At 69.0% G+C, this 22,601-nt stretch carries 20 protein-coding genes; 9 read left to right on the forward strand and 11 right to left on the reverse strand.

Going from position 1 to position 22,601, the window contains the following annotated elements:
* Positions 1-45: 45 nt before the first annotated feature.
* Complete coding sequence (gene carB / locus NR798_RS26235) at positions 46-3,273, reverse strand: carbamoyl-phosphate synthase large subunit (protein WP_375765237.1); 3,228 nt, start codon at positions 3,271-3,273, stop codon at positions 46-48.
* A gap of 155 nt (positions 3,274-3,428) precedes the next feature.
* Between carB and NR798_RS26240 the strand changes: the two genes are divergently transcribed.
* The 3 genes from NR798_RS26240 to arsA are packed head-to-tail and all read left to right on the forward strand — an operon-like array spanning position 3,429 to position 6,198.
* Positions 3,429-4,151: a hypothetical protein gene (locus NR798_RS26240; RefSeq protein ID WP_375765238.1), complete on the forward strand. Its 723-nt coding sequence runs from the start codon at positions 3,429-3,431 to the stop codon at positions 4,149-4,151.
* 30 nt (positions 4,152-4,181) lie between these two features.
* Entirely contained in the window at positions 4,182-4,433 is a 252-nt protein-coding gene (locus NR798_RS26245) for a GNAT family N-acetyltransferase (RefSeq protein WP_375765239.1), read from the forward strand.
* Positions 4,414-6,198 carry an arsenical pump-driving ATPase gene (gene arsA, locus NR798_RS26250; protein ID WP_375765240.1) on the forward strand — a complete coding sequence of 595 codons (1,785 nt, stop codon included), beginning with the start codon at positions 4,414-4,416 and terminating at the stop codon, positions 6,196-6,198. Before NR798_RS26245 ends, arsA begins: the two co-directional genes overlap by 20 nt.
* 37 nt (positions 6,199-6,235) lie before the next feature.
* On the opposite strand, the gene NR798_RS26255 is transcribed toward arsA, so the two are convergent.
* From NR798_RS26255 to NR798_RS26295, 9 genes are all read right to left on the reverse strand, one after another.
* Positions 6,236-6,595: an alcohol dehydrogenase catalytic domain-containing protein gene (locus NR798_RS26255; protein WP_375773822.1), complete on the reverse strand. Its 360-nt coding sequence runs from the start codon at positions 6,593-6,595 to the stop codon at positions 6,236-6,238.
* Positions 6,483-7,085, reverse strand: a complete 603-nt coding sequence (locus tag NR798_RS26260; RefSeq protein WP_375765241.1) for a head protein — start codon at positions 7,083-7,085, stop codon at positions 6,483-6,485. The genes NR798_RS26255 and NR798_RS26260 overlap by 113 nt, the downstream gene beginning before the upstream one ends.
* On the reverse strand, positions 7,082-7,612 hold the full coding sequence (locus NR798_RS26265; protein ID WP_375765242.1) for a hypothetical protein: 531 nt from the start codon (positions 7,610-7,612) through the stop codon (positions 7,082-7,084). The genes NR798_RS26260 and NR798_RS26265 overlap by 4 nt, the downstream gene beginning before the upstream one ends.
* A gap of 220 nt (positions 7,613-7,832) precedes the next feature.
* Positions 7,833-9,023 carry a pyridoxal phosphate-dependent aminotransferase gene (locus NR798_RS26270; RefSeq protein ID WP_375765243.1) on the reverse strand — a complete coding sequence of 397 codons (1,191 nt, stop codon included), beginning with the start codon at positions 9,021-9,023 and terminating at the stop codon, positions 7,833-7,835.
* Positions 9,024-9,155: 132 nt separating this feature from the next.
* The gene (gene coaD, locus NR798_RS26275; protein WP_375765244.1) at positions 9,156-9,638 is read right to left on the reverse strand and encodes a pantetheine-phosphate adenylyltransferase; all 483 of its coding nucleotides are present in this window, start codon (positions 9,636-9,638) and stop codon (positions 9,156-9,158) included.
* A 33-nt stretch (positions 9,639-9,671) separates the two neighbouring features.
* On the reverse strand, positions 9,672-10,229 hold the full coding sequence (rsmD, locus tag NR798_RS26280) for a 16S rRNA (guanine(966)-N(2))-methyltransferase RsmD (RefSeq protein ID WP_375765245.1): 558 nt from the start codon (positions 10,227-10,229) through the stop codon (positions 9,672-9,674).
* A complete protein-coding gene (locus NR798_RS26285) occupies positions 10,229-11,278 on the reverse strand; it encodes a hypothetical protein (RefSeq protein WP_375765246.1) in 1,050 nt (349 codons plus the stop codon). The genes rsmD and NR798_RS26285 overlap by 1 nt, the downstream gene beginning before the upstream one ends.
* Before the next feature lie 63 nt (positions 11,279-11,341).
* Positions 11,342-12,661, reverse strand: coding sequence for a carbohydrate porin (locus tag NR798_RS26290; protein ID WP_375765247.1), 1,320 nt, complete (start codon positions 12,659-12,661; stop codon positions 11,342-11,344).
* Positions 12,662-12,894: 233 nt separating this feature from the next.
* Positions 12,895-13,884 carry a cation diffusion facilitator family transporter gene (locus tag NR798_RS26295; protein ID WP_375765248.1) on the reverse strand — a complete coding sequence of 330 codons (990 nt, stop codon included), beginning with the start codon at positions 13,882-13,884 and terminating at the stop codon, positions 12,895-12,897.
* Positions 13,885-13,995: 111 nt separating this feature from the next.
* On the opposite strand from NR798_RS26295, the gene NR798_RS26300 reads away from it, so the two are divergent.
* The 6 genes from NR798_RS26300 to NR798_RS26325 all read left to right on the forward strand — a co-directional run bounded on the left by NR798_RS26300 (position 13,996) and on the right by NR798_RS26325 (position 21,053).
* Positions 13,996-15,579, forward strand: a complete 1,584-nt coding sequence (locus tag NR798_RS26300; RefSeq protein ID WP_375773823.1) for a sigma 54-interacting transcriptional regulator — start codon at positions 13,996-13,998, stop codon at positions 15,577-15,579.
* Positions 15,580-15,583: 4 nt separating this feature from the next.
* Entirely contained in the window at positions 15,584-16,531 is a 948-nt protein-coding gene (locus NR798_RS26305) for an alpha/beta fold hydrolase (RefSeq protein WP_375765249.1), read from the forward strand.
* Between the two features lie 200 nt (positions 16,532-16,731).
* Positions 16,732-18,573 carry a translational GTPase TypA gene (gene typA / locus NR798_RS26310; RefSeq protein WP_375765250.1) on the forward strand — a complete coding sequence of 614 codons (1,842 nt, stop codon included), beginning with the start codon at positions 16,732-16,734 and terminating at the stop codon, positions 18,571-18,573.
* A gap of 179 nt (positions 18,574-18,752) precedes the next feature.
* Positions 18,753-19,871, forward strand: coding sequence for a metallophosphoesterase (locus tag NR798_RS26315; RefSeq protein WP_375765251.1), 1,119 nt, complete (start codon positions 18,753-18,755; stop codon positions 19,869-19,871).
* Between the two features lie 33 nt (positions 19,872-19,904).
* Positions 19,905-20,627: a YebC/PmpR family DNA-binding transcriptional regulator gene (locus NR798_RS26320; RefSeq protein ID WP_375765252.1), complete on the forward strand. Its 723-nt coding sequence runs from the start codon at positions 19,905-19,907 to the stop codon at positions 20,625-20,627.
* A 30-nt stretch (positions 20,628-20,657) separates the two neighbouring features.
* Positions 20,658-21,053 (forward strand): DUF2721 domain-containing protein, encoded by a 396-nt coding sequence (locus NR798_RS26325; protein ID WP_375765253.1) that lies wholly within the window; start codon positions 20,658-20,660, stop codon positions 21,051-21,053.
* A 7-nt stretch (positions 21,054-21,060) separates the two neighbouring features.
* Here the strand turns inward: NR798_RS26325 and NR798_RS26330 are convergent, their stop codons facing one another.
* Positions 21,061-22,581: a hypothetical protein gene (locus NR798_RS26330; protein WP_375765254.1), complete on the reverse strand. Its 1,521-nt coding sequence runs from the start codon at positions 22,579-22,581 to the stop codon at positions 21,061-21,063.
* Between the last annotated feature and the right edge of the window lie 20 nt (positions 22,582-22,601).

Here is a 22,601-nt window from a genome sequence, read left to right on the forward strand (position 1 = left end):
GAGGGGTTGTTGGCTACCAGGTGGGACTGCCCTGCTTCGACTGACCTACTTCCTGGCGAGGTAGTCCTGGAGCGGACGCACCGTCTGCTCCTTGCGCAGCAGTGACTCCAGCGCCCCCACCGCCATCCGCGCCGCCTGCACCGTCGTGTAGTACGGCACGCTGTGCATCAACGACTCGCGCCGGATGGAGAAGCTGTCCGCGATCTCCTGCTTGCCGAACGTCGTGTTGATCACCAGGACGATCTGCCCGTCCACGATCTTGTCCACGATGTGCGGCCGGCCCTCCTGCACCTTCAGCACCTTCTTCGTCTCGATGCCCTTCGTCGACAGGTACTCGTGCGTGCCGCCCGTGGCCACGATCTCGAACCCCAGCGAGCGCAGCCGCCTCGCCAGATCCACCACCGCCGGCTTGTCGTCGTTCTTCACCGAGATGAAGACCTTGCCGCTCTTCGGCAGCTTCACGCCCGCCGCCTGCTGGCTCTTGGCGAAGGCCGACGCGTAGTCGTCCGCGATGCCCATCACCTCGCCCGTGGACTTCATCTCGGGCCCGAGGATGACGTCCACCCCGGCGAAGCGCGCGAACGGGAACACCGACTCCTTCACCGCCACGTGCTTGAACTCGGGCTCTTCGGTGGCGCCGAGCTCCTTGAGCGTCTTGCCCACCATGCACAGCGAGGCGATCTTCGCCAGCGCCACACCCGTGGCCTTCGAGATGAACGGCACCGTGCGGCTCGCTCGCGGGTTCACCTCCAGCACGTAGATCGTCTTGCCCTGGATGGCGAACTGCACGTTCATCAGGCCCACCACGCCCAGCTCCTTCGCCAGGGCGATCGCCTGATCCTTCATCCGCTCCACCAGGTCCGGCGACAGCGAGTGCGGCGGCAGCGTGCACGCCGCGTCTCCCGAGTGCACCCCCGCCTCCTCCACGTGCTCCAGCACCCCGCCCACCAGCACCGCGCCCGTCTTGTCCGCCACCAGATCCAGGTCCACCTCGGTGGCGTCCTTCAGGAAGCGGTCGATCAGCACCGGGTGCTCCGGCGACGCGCTCACCGCCTCGCGCATGTACCGCTCCAGGCTCTGCTGGTCGTACACCACCTCCATCGCCCGGCCGCCCAGCACGTACGAGGGCCGCACCATCACCGGGTAGCCGATGCGCTCGGCCACGCGGTAGGCCTCCTCGTGGCTGCGCGCCACGCCGTTCTCCGGCTGCATCAGCCCCAGCTTTTCAATCAGCTGCGCGAAGCGCTCGCGGTCCTCGGCCCGGTCGATGGCGTCCGGCGGCGTCCCTAGAATCGGCAGCCCCGCCTTCTCCAGCGGCACGGACAGGCGCAGCGGCGTCTGCCCGCCGAACTGCACGATGGCACCCACCGGCTTCTCGCGCTGCGACACCTCCAGCACGTCCTCGATGGTCAGCGGCTCGAAGTACAGGCGGTCCGACGTGTCGTAGTCCGTGGACACCGTCTCCGGGTTGCAGTTGACCATCACCGTCTCGTACCCGGCCTCGCGCAGCGCGAAGGCCGCGTGCACGCAGCAGTAGTCGAACTCGATGCCCTGGCCGATCCGGATGGGGCCGCTGCCCAGGATGAGCACCTTCTGGCGCGGGGTGGGCGGCGCCTCGTCCTCCTCCTCGTACGTGGAGTAGAGGTAGGGCGTGTAGGCCTCGAACTCGGCGGCGCAGGTGTCCACCCGCTTGTACACGGGGCGGATGCCCTTCTCGTGCCGGCGGGCCCGCACCTCGGCTTCGGTGCAGCCCAGCAGCTGCGCCAGGTACTTGTCCGCGAAGCCGTCCGACTTCGCCGCGCGCAGCACCGCGTCCGGCACCTTCTCCAGCTTGCCGAACTCCTGGATGCGCTTCGCCTCGTGCACCAGCGCCTCGATGTGGCGCAGGAACCACGGATCGATCGCGGAGAGCTCGTGCACCTCCTCCACGGTCATGCCCTCGCGGAAGGCCTGCGCCACGTAGCCGGGCCGCTCGGGCCGGGGCACGCGCACGTAGTCGCGCAGCACCTTGCGCCGCTCGTCCTTGTTCTCGGGCAGCTCGGGAGCCTCCAGGCCCGTGCGGCCGGACTCCATGGAGCGCATCGCCTTGAGGTACGCCTCGCGGAAGGTGCGGCCGATGGCCATCACCTCGCCCACCGCGCGCATGCTGGTGGTGAGGGTGCGGTTGGCGTGGGGGAACTTCTCGAAGTTGAAGCGCGGCACCTTCACCACCACGTAGTCCAGCGTGGGCTCGAAGGAGGCCGGGGTGTCGCGGGTGATGTCGTTGCGCAGCTCGTCCAGCGTGTAGCCCAGGGCCAGCTTCGCGGCGATCTTCGCGATGGGGTAGCCCGTGGCCTTCGAGGCCAGCGCGCTGGAGCGCGACACGCGCGGGTTCATCTCGATGACCACGATGCGCCCGTCGCGCGGGTTGACGCCGAACTGGATGTTGGAGCCACCCGTGTCGACGCCGATCTCCCGGATGATGCGCATGGACGCCTCGCGCAGCCGCTGGTACTCGCGGTCCGTGAGCGTCTGGGCCGGGGCCACGGTGATGGAGTCACCGGTGTGCACGCCCATGGGGTCCAGGTTCTCGATGGAGCAGACGATGATGACGTTGTCCGCCGAGTCGCGGACCACCTCCAGCTCGTACTCCTTCCAGCCGAGCACGCTCTCCTCGATGAGGATGGTGCTCGTGGGGCTGGCCTTGAGGCCGGAGCGGCAGATGGCCTCGTACTCCTCGCGGTTGTACGCGATGCCACCGCCGGTTCCACCCAGGGTGAAGGAGGGCCGGATGATGGCCGGGAAGCCGATCTCCTCGGTCAGCGAGAGGGCCTGATCCATGGTGGTGGCGTAGCCGCTCTTGGGCAGCGCCACGCCGATGCGCTCCATGGCCTGCTTGAAGAGCAGCCGGTCCTCGGCCTTGTTGATGGCCTCCAGCGAGGCGCCGATGAGCTTCACCCCGTACTTCTCGAGGATGCCCTGCTCGGCGAGCGCCTTGGCCAGGTTGAGCGCCGTCTGGCCGCCCATGGTGGGGAGGACGGAGTCGGGGCGCTCCTGGGCGATGATCCGCTCGGCGACCTCGACGGTGATGGGCTCGATGTACGTACGGTGGGCGAACTCCGGGTCGGTCATCACCGTCGCCGGGTTGCTGTTCAAGAGGACGACTTCGACGCCCTCCTCTCGCAGGGCCTTGGTGGCCTGGGTCCCTGAGTAGTCGAACTCCACGGCCTGGCCGATGACGATCGGACCGGAGCCAATGACGAGAACCTTCCGGATATCGGTACGCTTGGGCATCGAGGGGGGGCCAATAGCAACCTTCGCCCCCACTTGCACCAATCGTGTGAAACGGGTAGCGGGGGATGGAAGGTGGAGGCCTGCCCGGCGGCAGGGAGGTCGATCCCAGGCGGCCGGGCGCTCTGCTAGGCTGCGCTCCGTTTTCCGGAGGTTTCATGCGTCGCTGGTCCCTGGCCCTGCTCCTCTCCCTCGCCGCTCCCGCCCTCGCCCAGGAGGCCCAGGAAGCTCCCGCCGCCGCCCCGGCCGCCGAGCCAGCTCCGGCTCCCGCCCCGGCCGCCGAGCAGGCGTCCCCCGCTGGAGAGGCCGCGCCCGCCGCCGAGAAGCCGGTACGCCGCCGCCGCGCCCGGCAGGAGGGCACCGCCGAGGCTCCCGCCCCCACCGCCGAGGCTGCCGCGCCCCAGGCTCCCGCGCCCCAGGCTCCGGCCCCCGCTCCCGCTCCGGCCCCCACCGCCCAGGCCCCGGTGCCCGCGGCTCCGGCCGCCGCCCCCGAGCCCGGCAGCGTCCAGGAAGCGCTGCGCGATGAGGCCCGCTACCTGCTCAGCTATCTGCTGACGGGGGACGTGCGCAGCACCGTGCCCATGCTCGCCTTCCCCTTCCAGCTCGAGGAGCGGAGGTTCGATGCGCCCGAGTCCCTCGTGGTCACCTGGGTGAAGGAGCTCCGTAACAAGAGGACGGACCTCGTCACCCTCTACGACGTCGAGGTCCTGCCCTACGCGGAGATGGAGAAGAAGTACGGCAAGCCGCCCGCGCGGCTCGGCGCCATCGTCCCGCGCGGCACCGAGGTGTACGCCGCGGTGGCCAACCTCTCGGGGCGCGCCGCGGTCATCCTGTACCGGCAGGACGGCGAGGGCTGGCGGGCCTTCGCCTATACGGACTGAACGACCCTCACCCCCACCCTCTCCTCGAATGTGGAGGCCATCGCCCGCCTCTACAACCAGGGCATTGAAGACCGGGTGGCCACCTTCGAGACGCGGCCTCGCACCGAGGACGAGGTGAGCCGCTGGTTCGACGGCCGCCATCCTGTCGTTTTGGCGGAGGAGGAAGGGCGCGTGGTGGCCTTCGCCTCCACCTCCGCGTACCAGGCGCGCGAGTGCTACGGCGGCATCTCCCCCCTGCCTCCGAAGTGCGCCATTGTTCCTCATGCCGCTGACAGCCTTTGAAACCCCTTATCTGTTCTTCACTGGCAAAGGAGGGGTGGGCAAGACATCGCTCGCTTGTGCCACCGCCATCCGCCTGGCCGATGCGGGCAGGCGTGTGCTGCTCGTCAGCACGGATCCGGCCTCCAACCTCGATGAGATGTTGGGCGCCGAACTGTCGCGCCTGCCCAGGCCCATTCCCGGTGTCCCGGGCCTGATGGCGCTCAACATCGACCCCGAGGCCGCCGCCGAGGCCTACCGGGAGCGCGTCCTTGCGCCCTACCGTGGGCAGCTCCCCGAGGCGGAGGTGGAGAAGTTCCGTGAGGAGCTGTCCGGCGCCTGCACCATCGAGATCGCCGCGTTCGACGAATTCGCGGGGCTCCTCGAGGAGACGTGGCGCCAACAATTCGACCACGTGGTGTTCGACACGGCCCCGACAGGGCACACCCTGAGGTTGCTCAGCCTGCCACGGGCCTGGACCCACTTCCTCGACAACAACATCCGCGGCGCCTCCTGCCTCGGGCCCCACTCGGGGCTCACGATGCAGCGGGATCGCTTCGCCGAGGCCCTCGCCGCCCTCTCCAATCCCCAGCTCACGACCGTGGTGCTCGTCACGCGGCCGGAGCGGGCGTCACTCCAGGAGGCGGAGCGGACCTCCAGCGAGCTGCACGCCCTGGGGCTGGTCCACCAGCGGCTGATCATCAACGCGGTCTTCCGGGCGACGCACCCATCGGATGCCGTCGCCCTGGCCATCGAAGACCGGGCGAGGCAAGCCCTCGCGCGGATGCCGCCAGCGCTCCAGTCGCTCCCCACCGAAGAGGTGCCGCTGCGAGGCTTCGACATGCTCGGCATCGACCGCCTCCGGGCCTTGCTCGACTCCGCGCAGCCGCCTTCCGGAGCCGGGCGCTTGGAGCTCCCGCCCCTCCCCACGCGTTCGCTCTCCGGGCTCATCGACGAGTTGGCCGCGCCCGGCCATGGGCTCGTCCTCGTCATGGGCAAGGGCGGTGTCGGAAAGACCACGCTCGCCTGCGCCATCGCCGCGGAGCTCGCCACCCGAGGTCACCACGTCCACCTGAGCACCACGGATCCGGCGGCGCATGTCGCCTCCACCCTCGAGGGCCCCCTTCGGAACCTCGAGGTGAGCCGGATTGATCCACGTGCCGAGACCCAGGCCTATATCGAGAAGACCCTGCGCCGCCGGGAGGCGGAGCTGGACGAGGAGGGCCGCGCGCTCCTGCTGGAGGACCTCGCCTCTCCCTGCACCGAGGAGGTGGCTGTCTTCCACGCGTTCTCTCATCTCGTCTCCGAAGCACGCACCTCGTTCGTGGTGCTCGATACGGCCCCAACGGGCCACACGCTCCTCCTGCTCGACGCCACCGGCGCCTACCACCGGCAGTTGACGCGCAACCTGCCGCCAGAGCACATGCGGTTGCTCACCCCGCTCATGCGCCTGCGAGACCCGGCCTACACCCGCCTCCTGCTGGTCACGCTCCCCGAGACGACTCCCGTCTCGGAGGCAGCGCACCTGCAAGAGGATCTCCGCCGTGCGGGTATCGAGCCCTGGGCGTGGCTCATCAACAACAGCCTGCTCGCCACGGGCAGCCAGGATCCCCTCCTGCGAGAGCGGATGAGGGCCGAGGCCGAGCAGGTGGTCCGGGTCGTGCGCGAGTATGGCCAGCGCGTCGTGCTCGTCCCGTGGATGTCCGAAGAGCCCACGGGGCTGGAGCGGCTCCACGCGCTGGCCTCCTCCGGAGCCCCGGACGAGCCGCAGCCCCTTCAGGGCCCGTGAGGCGGAAGGGGCCCGGACGGGCTCGCGGGCAGGAGCGTCAGAACGAGAGGACCACTCCGGTGTTCTTCTGCTCCGGGCACAGCGTCTCCCAGCCGGTGACGCAATACTCGCAGTGCCCGCATGCCGTGTAGAGCCAGGGCACCCCCACCCGGTCCCCCTCGCGCACTGCTCGCACGCCGGGCCCCACCGCGGCCACTACCCCCACTCCCTCGTGGCCTGGAATGAAGGGGAGGGATGTCCTCGATGACCAGGGGCTGGCCGAAGGTACTCCAGCTCCGCCGCCTCTATTCGCCCGCCTCCTTCTGCTCTCTCCTCCTCCGTATTTGATGGAGCCTCTCCACCACGGAGAAGGGGAAGAGCGCCCGGTGCTGGAGGTTCTGGTAGAACGCCGCGAGATAGCGCTCGCTCCCAATCTGTATGACGGTCTGGGGAGGAGGCTCGCTCTGGCTGCGAAACCAGACATCCGCCTCGTCACGCGTGTTGAACGTAGCCACCACCGGGGGGAGACCGTTCCGCGTCATCTGCTCGATATGGTACGCTATCGCCATATCAGGAACGAGCGCACGGCGTTGTTCGTCGCGAGACGAAAGGACGACGTGGTACTCGTCCGCGATCAACACGAGGGCCAGATCGGGCGACTGGGGTCTTGCCTTGACCCAGACTTCTGCTTCGTCGCGTGTACTGAAGGAAGCGATGACTCGCGGGGGAGCCTCGGATTCGACATCCTTGCGATAACGCTCGAACTCATACGTCTGGCCATTCCGCCAGACGAACCAGAGCGCGTCGATGGCAAGGAGAAACAACTCCTTCTCCTCGGGAGACTGAGCATGTTCCCGGTTCTTCCCGAGCAACTCCTGCGCTTCCATGATGCGGTCGAAAATCGTCACTGTGCCACCGCCGCGAATCGGGGCTCGCCATCAACCGCCGAGGAAGCCAGGGCCACCGCTGGAATCAAGGCAATGATCGCCCCGGGAGAAAAGGCCACGATGAAGGCAACTCCAGCAATGACGACGATGCTTCCCGCCAGCACCTCCTTGCGATTGCGCTTCAACCAGTCGACCGCTTGCTCCGTGGCCGAAAACTCCAAAGGGCGACGTCCCTGCAACTCCTCGCAATCACGGTACGGCTGCCAGCATCCCTTCCTGCAATACTCCGACTTGGCGCCATACGAAGTGATGTGTGCATAGTCCTCGGAAAGAGGCCGGCTCAAGCAGTTGTTAATGCACTCATCGAGCTCCGCATGACAATCCCGCGGGCGAGCAGCCGCCAGCGCGATGCGTCCATAGGTCCTCTCCGCACGCGGCTGGAACCTGAATGGCGAAAGGTCGAACTCCTCGACGGGGCGCCAACTGTGTGTGACGTGACCGCTGGAGGACTCCTGGAGGACAAGCACGTACCGGTCGAGCTCTTCCACGGCTGGGGACGAACCGCCCCCCGTCATCCCCAGGGCCCCCGGGGTGCTCGCGCCGTGGCTCAGACCCAGACCAGCCGGTCCAGATGCACAGCCCGATACAAGCACCCCCAAGAGGGCCACCGCTCCCAACCCGACGCTCTTCATGTAGCCGAAGGTAGGCGGGCGATGTGGGCGACACAAGCGACGTTTCCACGCGCCCACATCGCGAGGGAGCGAGAGATCAGCGCGTGGAGGACACGAACTCGCGGAAGCGATCCAGGCCCTTGCGCAGCTGCTCCCGCGAGGTCGCGAAGCTCATCCGGATGTAGCCCTCCACGCCGAAGGGGGCGCCCGGCATCGCGGCTACCCGGAAGTCGTTGAGGAGGATCTCCGACATCTGCATCGAGCCCGTCAGCGGCGCGCCCTTGTACGTGCGCCCCATCAGGCCGCTCACGTTGGGCAGCACGTAGAAGGCGCCCTCGGGCCGCCGGCAGCGCACGCCCTCCATCGAGTTGAGCGCGTCCACCACCATGTCCCGCCGCCCCCGGTACTCCTCCACCATGGGCAAGAAGATGTCCTGCGGGCCCTTGAGCGCCGCCAGCGCCGCCTTCTGCACGAAGGACGCCGCGTTCGACGTGGACTGGTCCTGGATCATCTGCATGCCCGCGATGAGCCACTTGGGCCCCGCCGCGTACCCCATGCGCCAGCCCGTCATCGAGTAGGCCTTGCTCATCCCGTTGATGACGACCAGCCGCGACACCAGGTCCGGCGCCACGTTGCCGAGGTTCAGGAACTCGCCCTGGTAGAGCAGCTTCTCGTAGATGTCGTCGCTGATCACCAGGCACTCGTGCCCGCGCACGGCCTGGGCGATTCCCTCCAGCGCGGCGCGCGAGAACACCGCCCCCGAGGGGTTGCTCGGGCTGTTGAGGACGATGGCCTTGGTGCGCGGCGAGAGCGCCCGGCGGATGGCGTCCGGATCCGGCGCGAAGCCGTTCTCCTCGCGCGTCTCCACGAAGACGGGCTTGCCGCCCGCCAGCTGCACCATCTCCGGGTAGCTCACCCAGTACGGCGCCAGGATGATGACCTCGTCGCCCTCGTTCAACAGCGCCTGGAAGGTGTTGTAGATGGCGTGCTTGGCCCCCACCGACACCACCACCTGGTCCGGCGCGAAGCTGAGGTGGTTGTCCCGCTCGAGCTTGGCGCAGATGGCCTCGCGCAGCTCCGGGATGCCCGCCGTGGGCGTGTACTTGGTGAAGCCCTGGCGCAGGGCCTCGACGGCCGCCTGCTTGATGTGCTCCGGCGTGTCGAAATCGGGCTCGCCCGCCGCGAGACTCACCACGTCCACACCCTGGGCCGCCAGCGCCTTCGCCTTCGCGTTGAGCGCGAGCGTGGGGGACGGCTTGATGGCCTTGAGCCGGTTCGCAAGATTCATGGCTGGTGCCTAGCAGCGAGCCCCCCGGGCGGACAAGAAGCCCGGCGTCACCAGTGAACAGAATCGCGCGCTGCCACGGTGCGCCAACGGCTCTCGGCCCAGTGCGTCATCGAGCCGCGCTTCTGGCGCCCCTCAGCCCTGCTTCGCGTACTTCGCGCGCAGCACCTTCAGCACGTTGGGCGGCACCAGCCCCTCGACGTTGCCGCCGAACGAGGCCACCTCCCGGACGAGCTGCGAGGACACGTAGAAGTAGTCCTCGCCCGTCATCATGAAGACCGTCTCGATGCCGGGGGCCAGCTTGCGGTTCATGTTGGCCAGCTGGAACTCGTACTCGAAGTCCGAGACGGCCCGCAGGCCGCGCAGCAGCACGTTCACCCCGCGCCGGTTCGCGTACTCCACCAGCAGGCCGTGGAAGGCGTCCACCTCCACCCGCGGATCCTGGCAGGCCTCGAGGATGAGCTGCTTGCGCTCCTCCTCGGTGAAGAGCGGAACCTTCTTCGGATTCACCGCCACCGCGACGATCACCCGATCGAACATCTGGAGCGCGCGCTGGATGATGCTGAGGTGACCGTTGGTGAGTGGATCGAACGAGCCCGGATAGATGGCGGTGCGCATGCCCGCCCAGTCTCGACGCACCCAGACTACCGGTCAAGGAATGCGGAAGAGACTGACCAGGGTGTCCCCGAAACGCCGCTGATCCACCCGCTCGAAGCCCTCATGGGACTCGGGGGCCGCCTCCCGCTTGTCGTGCTCGACGACCACCGTGCCCCCGGGGGCCAGCACCTTGCTCCGGGCGATTCCCTCCAGCACCGTCTCCACCACCCGCGCCGCGTACGGCGGGTCCGCGAAGATGAGCTCGAACTTGTCCCCCCGGCGGCCGAGCACCTCGAGCGCCCGCTCCACCGGCTGCGAGAGGATCTCCACCCGGGCGCCAAAGCCCAGCGCGTCCGTGTTCGTCCGGCAGAGCGCCAGCGCCTCCCGGTCCGAGTCCACCAGCACGGCCTTGGGGGCCCCTCGCGAGACGGACTCCAGGCCCAGCGCGCCCGTGCCCGCGTAGAGATCCAACACCTTCTGCTCCTCCAGCCACTGGCCGAGCACGTTGAAGATCGTCTCGCGCACCCGGTCCGCCGTGGGGCGGATGTGCTTCGACGTCGCCTTGGGGCCCGCCAGCGCCCGTCCCTTCGCACTGCCCGCCACGATCCGCATCAATCGCCCCACTTCTCCGCCAGGAAGAGCATCGACTTCCACCCCGTCCGCGACGCGCCCAGCGCCGCCAGCACCTCGGAGGCCTCGGCGAACGTCAGCGCCTCCAGCCGCGCCGCGTCCGGCGCCTCCAGCGCCGCGAGCTGTGCGCCCACCACGCCGAGCAACTCCCCCGCCCCCAGCCCGGCCTTCTCCGCCTTCTGCTCCAGGCTCGTGCGCACCGGCTCCGGGTAGGCCGCCAGCGCGAGCCGCTCGAAGGGCGCCGCGCACTCCACCTTCTTCACCCCCGCCGCCACGTACGTGGGCAGCACCCGCGCCGAGCGCCGCCCCGCCTCCCCCACCGACACCCCGGCCCCGTACTGCCCCGCCACCTCCACCAGGCTCCGCAGGAACTGCACCTCCTGCTCCTCGTCGCCCAGGATGGCCGCGGACACGCGCAGGAAGCGCACCGACAGGCCCCGCAGGCCCTCCAGCAGCGCACGGGCGCCCTCCAGCTCACCGCCCTCGGCTCCCGCGGGCAGCGACACCTCCAGCGACAGCTCGCGCTCCAGCACCGGCCCGGCCAGCCGCCGCACCGCCTCCGCCGCCGCGTCCGGCTCCAGCCGCGTCACGTCCAGCGACACCAGCGAGAAGCCCGCGTCCACCAGGCGGAAGATGCCCTCCTGGAGCTGCTCCAGCGCCTCCGGCTCCGCATTCGGCACCCGCACCGGCCCCGCCTGCAGGAAGACGGGGCGCGCATGGCCGTCCGCCTCCGCCACCTCCTGCACCGCGGCCATGAAGCGCTCGGCGGCGCCCCGGTCCGCCAACGGATGCGGGCACATGAGCCCCAGCACCGCGTCCTCGACGCGCGCCGCCGCCAGCAGCCCCGGCAGCATCGGCCGCACGGGCACGGGCACACACGGCAGCACCGCCGGGACCCCCTCGAGCGCCACGAGCAGCTCGCGGGGGTTCAGCACGGGCAGCCGCGAGCGGTTCCCCAGCCGCGCCACCACGCTCGTCGGTCGCAGCGTCAGCACCTTGTCGAGCACGTTCATCCGGGGAACGAGAATCATCCGCTCCCGAGGGGGGCCGCAAGCGCGATGTGGGGTATTTCGTTCAGCCCCCTACCCCCGTGCTCAGAACCACCACTCTACCTGAGCCCCGAGGTACTGCCCGATGCGCGTGGCGCCGACGGTCTGGAGGTAGGGCGAGACGAGCCCGTTCACCGCGTCCCGGTCGTAGAACGCGAGCGTGTAGAAGAGCCGGAAATGGGGCCGGGCGAAGACGCTGAGCTCACCCGTGGGGACGAGGGCGGGCATGAGCGTCAGCTTCACCGCCGTGGACAGCGGGCCCTCGCCCACCGTCAGCCCCTGGAAGCTCGCCTCCTGGATGAGGTGGAAGATCTTGGTGAGGTACCAGGTGCCACGGGCGCCCACCGCGAAGTCGAGGGTCTCGTCCCGGGGCTGGAAGCTCGCGCCCCGGCCGTAGTGAAGGATGCCGTACGCGTTGAAGCTGTAGCGGGGGCCGAGGTCGATGAGCAGATGCTCCACCACCTCGACGCCCACGGCGCCGTCATACCGCCACTGGGCGTTGGGCTCGCCAAAGGTGCTCCAGGTCTGCCCGCCACCGGCTCCGCCATTGGCGATGCCGCGGCCGTAGCGCACCGCCAGCTCGTTGAAGCCCCGGGCGCCCAGGTCCAGGCGTCCCTTGATGCCCAGCACCCAGCCGAAGTCCGCCGGACGCGCCGGCGAGCCGTCCGCGAGCCGCGCCGAGGAGGCCGGCAGCAGGTGCAGCTCGGCCAGCAGGTGCGCCTCGAACCGCTCGTTGAACTCGTGCACGTACTGGCCCACGAAGAGGGTGCGCTGGCGGCGCGTCTCGCCCTTGCCATCCCCGTCCAGGTCCACGTTGTACAGCGCGGTGGCCTCCGAGGTGCGCAGCAGCACGGCCACGTCCAGCTTGCGGTACTGAACCCCCGCGCCCTGCCCGGTGAGGTTGTTGAAGTAGTAGAAGTCGGAGATGTGCACGTCGGTGCCGCGGTAGAAGCGGGCACCCGCCCAGACCTTCAGGTCCGGCAGCCAGAAGTTGCCGGCCTCCACGTAGGCCTGGAACAGCTCGATGCGCAGCGTCCGGGCGAAGTCGGAGCTGAAGGCGCTCATGATCAGCCCGTTGCCGGAGAGCAGGGCCGGCGTCATCACCAGCCGGACGAAGGGATCATCCAGGTCCTGCGGCGGCGGGATGAGGTGGAGCGCGACGGTGGGCTCCAGGTAGTCCCCCTCCTCCAACCGGCCACCGAGGGGCCCTCCCGTCAGGTTGAGCCTCTTCCCCTGGATGAAGTCCCCCTGGGGCGTCCAGGCCAGCCCCATGCGGCCGTACATGGACAGCCGCAGCCGATCCGCCAGCAGGTCCGCCCGCGCCGGCAGCGCGGCCAGCACCAGGAGGACGGCGAGCCCTCCCACGAGGCCGGACCCGCGCCGCGGAGCGCCCGCGCGGGCTCGGGGAACAACTCGGGGCACACGCCAGCGGAGCACCGTCAAGGAGGCCTCCCGCGTGCGGCATCCGCCCGGCACTCCGGCCCGGGGCCACCGCACCCATGGTTTCCGGCATCCTGTCTCCGGACGGCGGCGGCATCACCCCCTCAGACGGGGCTCTGTGCGGCCTTCAACGTCCAGGGACAACAGGCGCGAGCGGCTCAGTGCACCTCGCCCTGGTGGGCGTAGCTCTCGCTCTCGATCTGGATGGTGGTGTGATCGATCCCAAACCGCTCGAAGAGCTCGTGCTTGGCCGCGGTGAGGATCTCATCGTTGTTGCAGACCATCGGATCCTGCACCACCAGATGGGCCGACAGCGCGTACATGCCGCTGGCGATGGTCCACACGTGCAGATCATGCACGTCGCGCACGCCCTCCACCTTCAGTAGCAGCCCCTTCACCACCGACAGGTCCACGTGCTCCGGCACCGCCTCCAGCAGCACGTCCACCGCGTCGCGCACCAGCCGGATGGCCCCCACGACGATCACCACCGAGATGAGCACCGAGATGATCGGGTCCACCATGTACCAGCCCGTCAGGTACATCACCCCGGCGCCAATCAGCACCCCCACGCTGGAGAGCGCGTCGCCCAGCACGTGCAGGAAGGCCCCGCGCACGTTCATCGAGTGGGAGCGGTGCAGGAAGCCGAGCGCTCCCAGGTTCGCCACCAGGCCCACCGTGGCCACCACCGCCATGGGCCCCAGCTTCACCTCGGCCGGGGCGCGCATCCGCTCCCAGGCCTCCACCAGGATGAAGCCGGTGATTCCCAGCAGCAGCACCCCGTTGAGCAGCGCGCTGAGGATCTCCATCCGGTAGTAGCCGTACGACTTCTTCAAGTCCGCCGGCTTGCCCGAGAACCACAGCGCCAGCAGGCTCAGCCCCAGCGCGCTCACGTCCGTGAGCATGTGGCCCGCGTCGGACATCAACGCCAGGGAGTTGGTGAGGTAGCCTCCCACCGCCTCCGCCACCGCGATGGTCCCCGTCAGCACCAGGGCGAAGATCAGCCGCGTGCGATCCTTGCGCCGCTCCTCCTTCAAGGAAGGATGCAGCCGCTTCGCGGGTTTCCCGTGACCGTGCCCCGCACAGGCCTCCCCATGGGCGTGCTCATGGTCATGCCCGGCGTCACCATGCGTGTGGGGAGAGGTAGTCACGAGCGGATGATGTGCGAACGCTGATCCACGGCGGGGCGCCAACGGGCTAGAGTCAGAAAACATCTCAGGTTCAAGGTTACTCCCCTGTTGAACATCCCCAAGGCGCGGCAGATGGACTTCGAGAGGCACCAGAACCTGCAGACCATCATCATGCTGCGGGAAATCATCCGCAAGTGGTGGAAAGCGGAGCTCCACTTCGCGGACCGCAACGGGCTCGTGATGGATTGGCAGAAGGGAGGAGATATTCCCCCGACGCCCAACGGGTGCTGCCGCCTGTCGCTCAGCTCGCGCGAGGGCCTGCGGCGCTGCAACCAGTCCGTGCGCCAGCTGCACGAGCAGTTCCGGGCCAACCGCCGGCTGCGCCGCGGCACCGTCCAGCCGTGCCACCTCCAGTTCAGCCTGGTGGGCGTGCCCATCTACGTGCAGGACGAGTACGAGGGCTTCCTCTTCGTGGAGGGCTTCCTGCGCGAGCCGCCCTCGGCGCGGGAGCTGGAGGTGCTCAAGGTGCGCCTGCGCGAGCTGGGGATTGGCGCCTCGGAGGTGGAGCGCGCGGTGGAGCGGATGCCGCTGCTCGGCGACGAGGGACTGGAGAAGCTCTCGGACCTGCTCGAGTACTGCGCCAGCGAGATCGCCACCTTCGAGGCCGAGAAGGCCCGCCGGGAGCAGCGCGGTCCGCAGGAGCTCACCCCGGGCAACGGCGAGCACTACCGCTTCGAGGACATCATCGGCCGCTCCGGGCCCATGCAGGAGATCTTCAAGCTGCTGCAGAAGGTGTCCAACTCGGAGGCCACCATCCTCATCAACGGGGAGTCGGGCACGGGCAAGGAGCTGGTGGCGCGCGCCATCCACTCCAACGGCCCGCGGCGCCACGGCCCCTTCGTGGTGCAGAACTGCTCGGCCTTCAACGACAACCTGCTGGAGAGTGCCCTCTTCGGCCACATGCGCGGCTCCTTCACCGGCGCCATGCGCGACAAGAAGGGCCTCTTCGAGGTGGCCGACACCGGCACCTTCTTCCTGGACGAGGTGGGTGACATGTCCCCCGCCCTGCAGGTGAAGCTGTTGCGCGTGCTCCAGGAGGGCACCTTCCTGCCCGTGGGAGGCACCGAGCCGCGCGAGGTGGACGTGCGCGTCATCGCCGCCACGCACAAGGACCTGGGGGAGATGGTCAAGCGCGGCGAGTTCCGCGAGGATCTCTTCTACCGCATCAACGTCATCCGCGTGCACCTGCCCCCGCTGCGCGAGCGCCGGGACGACCTGCCCCTGCTGGTGGACCACTTCCTGCGCAAGCACCACCGCGAGGGCCAGCGCACCCGGGGCCTGTCCCCCGAGGCCATGACCCTGCTCGCCTCCTACGCCTGGCCCGGCAACGTGCGCGAGCTGGAGAACGAGATGGAGCGGCTGCTGGTGCTCGGCGGAGACCTGGATCTGCTGCCCGCCGAGCTCATCTCCAGCCGCATCCGGGATGCGGTGACGCCCGGCAGCCTCTCCATGCTCACGGCGCGCGCCGCCGGCAAGCTGCACGAGGCGGTGGAAACGTTGGAACGCGACATGATCCACCAGGGACTGTTGCGCACTGGGAACAACAAGAGCCGGCTGGCGAGGGAGCTTGGCATCAGCCGCTCCAACCTTATTTTGAAGATCGCCAAGTACGGCCTGGACAAGGGTCTCCCTCCCGACGCCGAGGCCGACGCGTGAGCGCATGAGCCACTATTTCCGGCAGGACTACCTCACCGTCCCTGATGGGGCGTCGCTGTACTACCAGGTGCAGGGCGAGGGCGAGCCGGGGATGGTGCTGTGCGACGGCCTCGGCTGCGACGGCTTCGTCTGGAAGTACCTCACGCCCTACCTGGAGCAGCGCCACCGGGTGATGCGCTGGCACTACCGGGGCCACGGCCGCTCGGGGCTGCCCCGGGATCGCCAGCGCATCGGCATGCTCTACACCTGCGACGACCTCAACCGGGTCATGGACGCCGCGGGCATCGACCAGGCCGTCCTCTTCGCCCACTCCATGGGGGTGCAGGTGGCGCTGGAGTTCCACCGCCGCTACGCCCACCGGGTGAAGGGGCTCGTCCTCATCTGCGGCAGCTACGGCACCCCGCTGGACACCTTCCACGACGGCGACTGGCTCAAGCGGCTCTTCCCCTTCATCCGCTTCACCGTGGAGCGCTTCCCCGAGCCCGCCGCCCGCCTCACCCGCACCCTTTTGAGCACCGAGCTGGCCATGCAGGTGGCCCTTTCCGTGGAGCTCAACCGATCGCTGCTGGCCAAGAACGACCTCGTCCCCTACTTCACCCACCTGGCCAACATGGATCCGGTGGTCTTCGTGCGGACCCTGGAGTCCGCCGCCCACCACAGCGCGTGGGATCATCTGCCCCACGTGGACGTGCCCACCCTCATCATCGCGGGCGAGCACGACAAATTCACCCCGGCGTGGCTGTCGCGGCGGATGGCCGCGCACATCCCCGACGCCGAGTTCATGATGGTGCCCCAGGGCACCCATGCCGCCCCCCTGGAGCACCGCGAGCTGGTGGAGCTCCGGGTGGAGCGCTTCCTGCGCGAGCACCTGACCGGCTCGGCCCCGGCTCCCCTCCCCGCCCACCGGAAGAGCGAGCTGGGCGCCCTGGACGCGGCCGCCGCGCCCCTCTGACGGGCGGGCAATACAGGGGGGCCTGGCTGGCCCTCCGCCCTTCTTTCTTGCAGCCACGTTGCACAGTGGACACCCCCGGCATATAAGCGCCCGCCCTCAGCGTTCCTGTGAAGTTCACACAGGGTCCCCACTCAGGGCCTGGGCGTCTTGCCCATCCACGATCTTCTCAGCCGGGGGACTCAGCTCCGGCTCACCTCGACATGATTGCCCGAGAGAACATTCGCAACGTCGCCATTGTCGCCCACGTCGACCATGGCAAGACCACCCTCGTCGACCACATGCTCCGCCAGGCGGGCATCTTCCGCAGCAACGAGGCCGTGACCGAGCGGGTCATGGACTCCAACGACCTCGAGCGCGAGAAGGGCATCACCATTCTCGCCAAGAACACGGCCGTTACCTACAAGGGCAAGCAGATCAACATCATCGACACCCCGGGTCACGCGGACTTCGGTGGTGAGGTGGAGCGCGGCCTGCGCCTGGTGGATGGAGTCATCCTCCTGGTGGACGCGGCCGAGGGCCCCCTGCCCCAGACGCGCTTCGTGCTCACCAAGGCGCTGGCGATGGGCCTGAAGACGGTGCTCGTCATCAACAAGATCGACCGCCAGGACGCCCGTCCCAAGGTGATCCTGGATCTCGTCTACTCGCTCTACATCGACCTGGGCGCGGACGACACTCAGCTCGAGTTCCCCGTGCTCTACACGGTCGCCCGCCAGGGCCAGAGTTCGCCCTCGCTGGAGCAGCCGGGCACGAGCCTGGAGCCGCTGTTCGAGGCCATCCTCTCGCACATCCCGCCCCCGCCGGCGCCGACGCAGGAGCCGCTGCAGCTGCTGGTGGCCAACCTGGACTACGACGACTACGTGGGCCGCCTCGCGGTGGGCCGCGTCCAGGCCGGCCGCCTGGCGGCCAACATGCCCGTGGCCGTGATGCGGGACGGGGGCAAGATCGAGCAGGGCAAGATCGTGAAGCTCTACGGCTTCCAGGGCCTCAAGCGCACGGAGATCGCGGACGCGGGCCCCGGCGAGATCGTCTCCATCGCCGGCATCGAGGCCATCTCCATCGGCGACACCATCGCCGACGTGGAGAAGCCGGTGGCGCTGCCGCGCATCACCGTGGACGAGCCCACGATGATGATGATCTTCAAGGTCAACGACGGGCCGCTGGCGGGCAAGGAAGGCAAGTACGTCACCAGCCGCAACCTGCGCGAGCGCCTGTACCGTGAGGCCTACCGGAACGTGTCCATCCGCGTGGAGGACACGGAGACGCCGGACGCCTTCCGCGTGGTGGGCCGTGGCGAGCTCCAGCTGGCGGTCATCATCGAGACGATGCGCCGCGAGGGCTACGAGCTGACGGCCTCCAACCCGGAGCCGGTGACGAAGACGATCGACGGCGTGCTGCACGAGCCGATGGAGCTGATGTTCTGCGACGTGCCCGAGGGCAGCGTGGGCGCGGTGACGGAGCGGCTGGGGCCCCGCAAGGGCCGCATGACGGACATGTCGCAGCTGGGCGGCGGGCGTACGCGCCTGGTGTTCCGGATTCCCGCGCGTGGCCTCATCGGCTTCCGCTCGGAGTTCCTCACCATCACGCGTGGCGAGGGCATCATGAGCAGCCAGTTCGACGGGTACGAGCCGTGGTTCGGCTACATCCCGAAGCGGGCCAACGGCGCCATCGTGTCGGACCGCCTGGGCGAGACGGTGCCCTACGCGCTCTTCAGCATCCAGGAGCGTGGCCACCTGTTCGTGGGCGCTGGCGTGACGATCTACGAGGGGATGATCATCGGCGAGCACGTGCACCCGTCGGAGCTGAACGTGAACGCGTGCCGCGAGAAGAAGCTGACGAACATCCGCGCGGCCGGCCGCGACGAGAACGTCATCCTCACCCCGCCGCGCGAGATGGGGCTGGAGAAGGCGCTCGAGTGGATCGCCGACGACGAGCTGGTGGAGGTGACGCCGAAGTCGGTGCGCATGCGCAAGAAGGCGCTGAGCTCGGGCGAGCGTTACCGCGCCGAGCGTGATCGCAAGCGCGAGGAGCGCAACGAGGCGTAATCCGCCACCACAGCGAGAGAGGGTATCGGGTTCCGATCACCCTCTCCCTCTGGGAGAGGATCCCCCGTCGTTCAAAGGGGGGGCAAGCCCCCCGGGGTGAGGGTCGACATGGCCCCCACCCGCGGCCCTCTTCGCATTTGAAGCGGGCCACCCGGGAGCCGGTTACACATCCAGGTCCGATGCTCAGCCGCGCCAGTCTCCGAGGCCGCTTCCACCTGATCGCGGCCGCCCTCACCACCCTGGTCCAGCTACCAGCCGTGCTCTGGCTCTGCTGGCTCACCCGGACGCCGCTCCCGGCGCTCGTGGCGGTGCTGGTCTCCCCGCCCTACCTGCGCCAGCTGCAGAGCCCCTGGCAGACCACGGCGGCCTCGCCCACCACCTACCTGGCGCTGGGCTGGTGGTCGGCCTGCCTGGTATTCGACCTGCTCCTGGTGCCCACCGGGCTGGCCGTCCAGGCCGGGGCCCCCTTCGGAGCCGCCTGGGGCCTGGCCGGGGTCCTCGCGCTCGGGGTGGGAGCCGACGCGGTGCTCGGCCGGCCGAGGCTGCGGCGGCGGGTGGTGCGCGTGGAGGGCCTGCCCCCGGAGCTGGATGGCTACCGGATCGGCCAGCTCTCCGACGTCCACTGCGGCCCGCACGTGCCCGAGGAGCGGGTGGCCTCCTGGGTGGCGCGCCTCAACGCGCTCGAGCTGGATCTGGTGACCGTCACCGGGGACCTCATCACCCATGGCTCATCGCACGTCGAGGCGGTGGCACGGGCGCTCGGTGGCCTGAGGGCGAGGGATGGCGCCTTCGCGTGCATGGGCAACCACGACTACTTCACCGACGGCGAGCACCTGGTGCGGCAACTCCGGTGCAACGGCCTCACCGTGCTGCGCAACGAGGGGACGGTCATCGAGCGCAACGGCGCGCGCCTCTACGTCGCGGGCGTGGACGACACCTGGACCTCGCGCGATGACCTGGAGCGGGCGCTCGCGGCGCGGCCGGAGGGGGCCCCGACGGTGCTGCTCGCGCACGACCCCGACCTGTTCCCGAAGGCCTGCTCCCGGGCGGTGGAGCTGACGCTCTCGGGCCATACCCATGGGGGCCAGCTCGCCGTCCCGGGGGTGCCCCGGCTCTCGCTGGCGCGGTTCATCACCGTCTGGACGGCGGGACTGTACCGGCGGGGCCGCTCGTGGCTGTACGTGAACCGGGGGGCGGGCACCACGGGGCCGCCCGCGCGCCTGGGCGCTCCGCCGGAGCTGGCCGTCATCACCCTTCGCCGTGCCCTCGGCGTGACAGGGAGGCACCGACAGCCTTGAAGAAGGCCCGGGGGCTCGGCCATTCTCCGCTCCATGGGACGCATCTTCGAAACCCGCAAGACCACGATGTTCGCCCGCTGGAACAAGATGGCGAAGATCTTCACGCGGATCAGCAAGGACATCGCCATCGCGGTGAAGGCCGGAGGTCCGAGCGCGGACAACAACCCGGCCCTCCGCCGGGCGCTGCAGAACGCCCGCGCCGCGAACATGCCCAAGGACAAGGTCGAGGCCGCCATCAAGCGCGCCAGCGGCCAGGACGCCAAGGAGTACGAGGTCGTCCTCTACGAGGGTTATGCGCCGCACGGCATCGCCATGCTGGTGGAGACCGCGACCGACAACGTGGTGCGCACCGTCGCCAACGTCCGCATGCACTTCAAGGACTGGGGCGGCAACATGGGCAACAGCGGCAGCGTTGCCTATATGTTCCAGCGCATGGGCGTCTTCCGGCTCGCTCCCGAGGGGCTGGAGCTGGAGGCCCTCGAGTTGGATCTCATCGACCACGGGCTGCAGGAGATGGGCGAAGGCACCGGCGAGAAGGGTGAGAAGCAGATCATCATCCGCTGCGCCTTCAACGACTTCGGGCAGCTCCAGGCCGCCATCGAGGCACGGGGGCTCCACCCCCTGTCCTCGGAGTCCGAGTACATCGCCCAGAACCACCTCGAGCTGCCCGAGGACAAGGCCAAGGAGGTCCTCGAGCTGGTGGACGCGCTCGAGCAGGACGAGGACGTCCAGCGGGTCTTCCACAACCTGGGCTGACGAACGCCGCACGGGCCAGCGGGTCAACGCATGGAACTGACGCTCACCACTCCCGGGCTGCTCTTTCCCACGGTGTCGTTGCTCTTGCTGGCCTTCACCAACCGGTTCCTCGCCCTCGCCGCGCTGATCCGGAACATGTACGCGCAGTACAAGGCCAACCCCAATCCCCTGCTCCTGCCGCAGATCGAGAACCTGAAGGTCCGGGTCCGGCTCATCCGCGACATGCAGTTCCTGGGCGTCTCCAGCCTCTTCCTCTGCGTGGTATGCATGCTCCTGCTCTTCGCGGGGATGAGCCGGCCCGCGGAGGCCGTCTTCGCCGGGAGCCTGCTGCTGATGCTCGGCTCCCTGGCGCTCTCCATCTGGGAGATCCAGATCTCCATCCGGGCGCTCCAGATCCAGCTGGGAGATCTGGAGCACAAGAAGTAGGGGCCGCTCAGCGGCGGATGGACTGCGTCTGGAGCTGCGAGGCCCAGCTCCCAGCGGTCCATCCATCACGCTCCATGCGCGCACGGCGCTCGGCGGGGAGGTCCTCCCAGGCGAGGCCCTGGGCCAACTCGGGCAAGGGTCCGAAGAGCGTACCGGGCGTCATCGAGGCCACGTCATGCGCGCGCTCGGGGCGTGAGCCCTGCATGGTGACGCCGTACTCCGTCTTGGTGTCGACGCCCCGGAAGTCCTTCTTGACGCTCACACCCCCGCCGAACGTCCCCTGCCCGGGGTTCACCTCGGAGTAGGCGCCGTAACTGGTACCAGGGACGGACACCTCCATCCGCAAGGTCCCTTCGGAGTCGAAGCTCATGGCGGCCACCTTCAGGTCGACGCCCTTCACCGTCTTGACGGCTCCCGAGGACTCACGCTCCACACTGCCCTTCAAACCCTCCCTCTCGAGCTCGGCCCCCACCTTCGAGGAGCTACCCGTCTTTCCATACTGGGTGAGACTGGTCTCCCTGGACATCTTCAGCGTCATGCCTTCGCTCTCCACGCTGATCTCCGTCTCCTGCTTGAGCTTGAGCGTTCCCGCCCGCTGCGCATCGGCCAGATCCCGGCAACGGTCGGACACCGCCTTGTAAGCCTGGGAGCGGGTGTCATGGGACGGCACCCGGGCCCAGCTCGAGCGGAAGGACGAATGGTCCGGATGCGAGGCGGTCACCCCGGGCTCGCTCACCGGGAAGGGCGCCACCGGCTCCCCCATGTCGCGGATCGCCGGCAGATCCTTCGCCTGCATCACCTGCTCGGAATACCGCCGCACATAGGCGTGATGCGCGTCGTCATAGGCCTTCTTGGCCTCACGGTTCGTCTCGTGAACGAGCTGCCTGACGCTGCCGGGCAGCTTCGCGTCGTTGAGGTAGAGCGCCGGGCCATCGGGCGGCTGGCACGGTGCGGACTCGGCCTTCTTCCCGGGCTCGTGGGTCACGTAGCCCTTGCGCCCGGCTTGAGCCAGGAACTCCTCCCGCGCCTCGGGGCTCATCTGCTTCGCGTACTTCCCGAGCAGCCCGCCCTGCTCCATCCGCTCCATCATCCGGCGGTAGTCGGCCGGAGGCAGCTTCTCCAGGTGCTCGTGCACCCGGCGCACGTCCGCGTCCGTGACGGCCCAGTCCTTCCAATCCGTGTGCAGGGTGGCCTGGATGTCCGCGTAGGCCGCATCGGCCCGGGCCGCGTCCGCCACCTTCGCTCCGCCCAGCGCGAGCTGGCCCGCCGTCAGCCCTCCCCCACCCTCCGTCCCCGCCGGCAGCCCGCCCGGCGTCCGGGCGCGCGGCCGCTCCACTGGCCCCCGGTACGTCTCCACCTGGTTGTTCTGGACCGCCCCCGCCGGGGTCTCCTGCCTTCCCGTGCTCCGGCCCGTCCGCGCCGGTGCGCCCGCCGACGCCTGGGACGATGTGCCGTGGGACTCCCCGGCCGGGACCAGCAGGTCCGTGGATGCCGGGGTGTGGGACTCGCGCCGCGATACCGAACTCATGTTTCCGCCTCCGAGAGCGA

The sequence above is a fragment of the Archangium gephyra genome, assembly GCF_042230915.1.
Lineage (GTDB): Bacteria > Myxococcota > Myxococcia > Myxococcales > Myxococcaceae > Archangium > Archangium gephyra_B.

Excerpts from the sequence above, each read along its gene's own strand:
- carB (WP_375765237.1), bottom strand. The coding sequence starts at position 3,273 with ATGCCCAAGCGTACCGATATCCGGAAGGTTCTCGTCATTGGCTCCGGT.
- NR798_RS26240 (WP_375765238.1), top strand. The coding sequence starts at position 3,429 with ATGCGTCGCTGGTCCCTGGCCCTGCTCCTCTCCCTCGCCGCTCCCGCC.
- arsA (WP_375765240.1), top strand. The coding sequence starts at position 4,414 with ATGCCGCTGACAGCCTTTGAAACCCCTTATCTGTTCTTCACTGGCAAA.
- NR798_RS26270 (WP_375765243.1), bottom strand. The coding sequence starts at position 9,023 with ATGAATCTTGCGAACCGGCTCAAGGCCATCAAGCCGTCCCCCACGCTC.
- coaD (WP_375765244.1), bottom strand. The coding sequence starts at position 9,638 with ATGCGCACCGCCATCTATCCGGGCTCGTTCGATCCACTCACCAACGGT.
- rsmD (WP_375765245.1), bottom strand. The coding sequence starts at position 10,229 with ATGCGGATCGTGGCGGGCAGTGCGAAGGGACGGGCGCTGGCGGGCCCC.
- NR798_RS26285 (WP_375765246.1), bottom strand. The coding sequence starts at position 11,278 with ATGATTCTCGTTCCCCGGATGAACGTGCTCGACAAGGTGCTGACGCTG.
- NR798_RS26300 (WP_375773823.1), top strand. The coding sequence starts at position 13,996 with ATGGACTTCGAGAGGCACCAGAACCTGCAGACCATCATCATGCTGCGG.
- NR798_RS26305 (WP_375765249.1), top strand. The coding sequence starts at position 15,584 with ATGAGCCACTATTTCCGGCAGGACTACCTCACCGTCCCTGATGGGGCG.
- typA (WP_375765250.1), top strand. The coding sequence starts at position 16,732 with ATGATTGCCCGAGAGAACATTCGCAACGTCGCCATTGTCGCCCACGTC.
- NR798_RS26315 (WP_375765251.1), top strand. The coding sequence starts at position 18,753 with ATGCTCAGCCGCGCCAGTCTCCGAGGCCGCTTCCACCTGATCGCGGCC.
- NR798_RS26320 (WP_375765252.1), top strand. The coding sequence starts at position 19,905 with ATGGGACGCATCTTCGAAACCCGCAAGACCACGATGTTCGCCCGCTGG.
- NR798_RS26325 (WP_375765253.1), top strand. The coding sequence starts at position 20,658 with ATGGAACTGACGCTCACCACTCCCGGGCTGCTCTTTCCCACGGTGTCG.
- NR798_RS26330 (WP_375765254.1), bottom strand. The coding sequence starts at position 22,581 with ATGAGTTCGGTATCGCGGCGCGAGTCCCACACCCCGGCATCCACGGAC.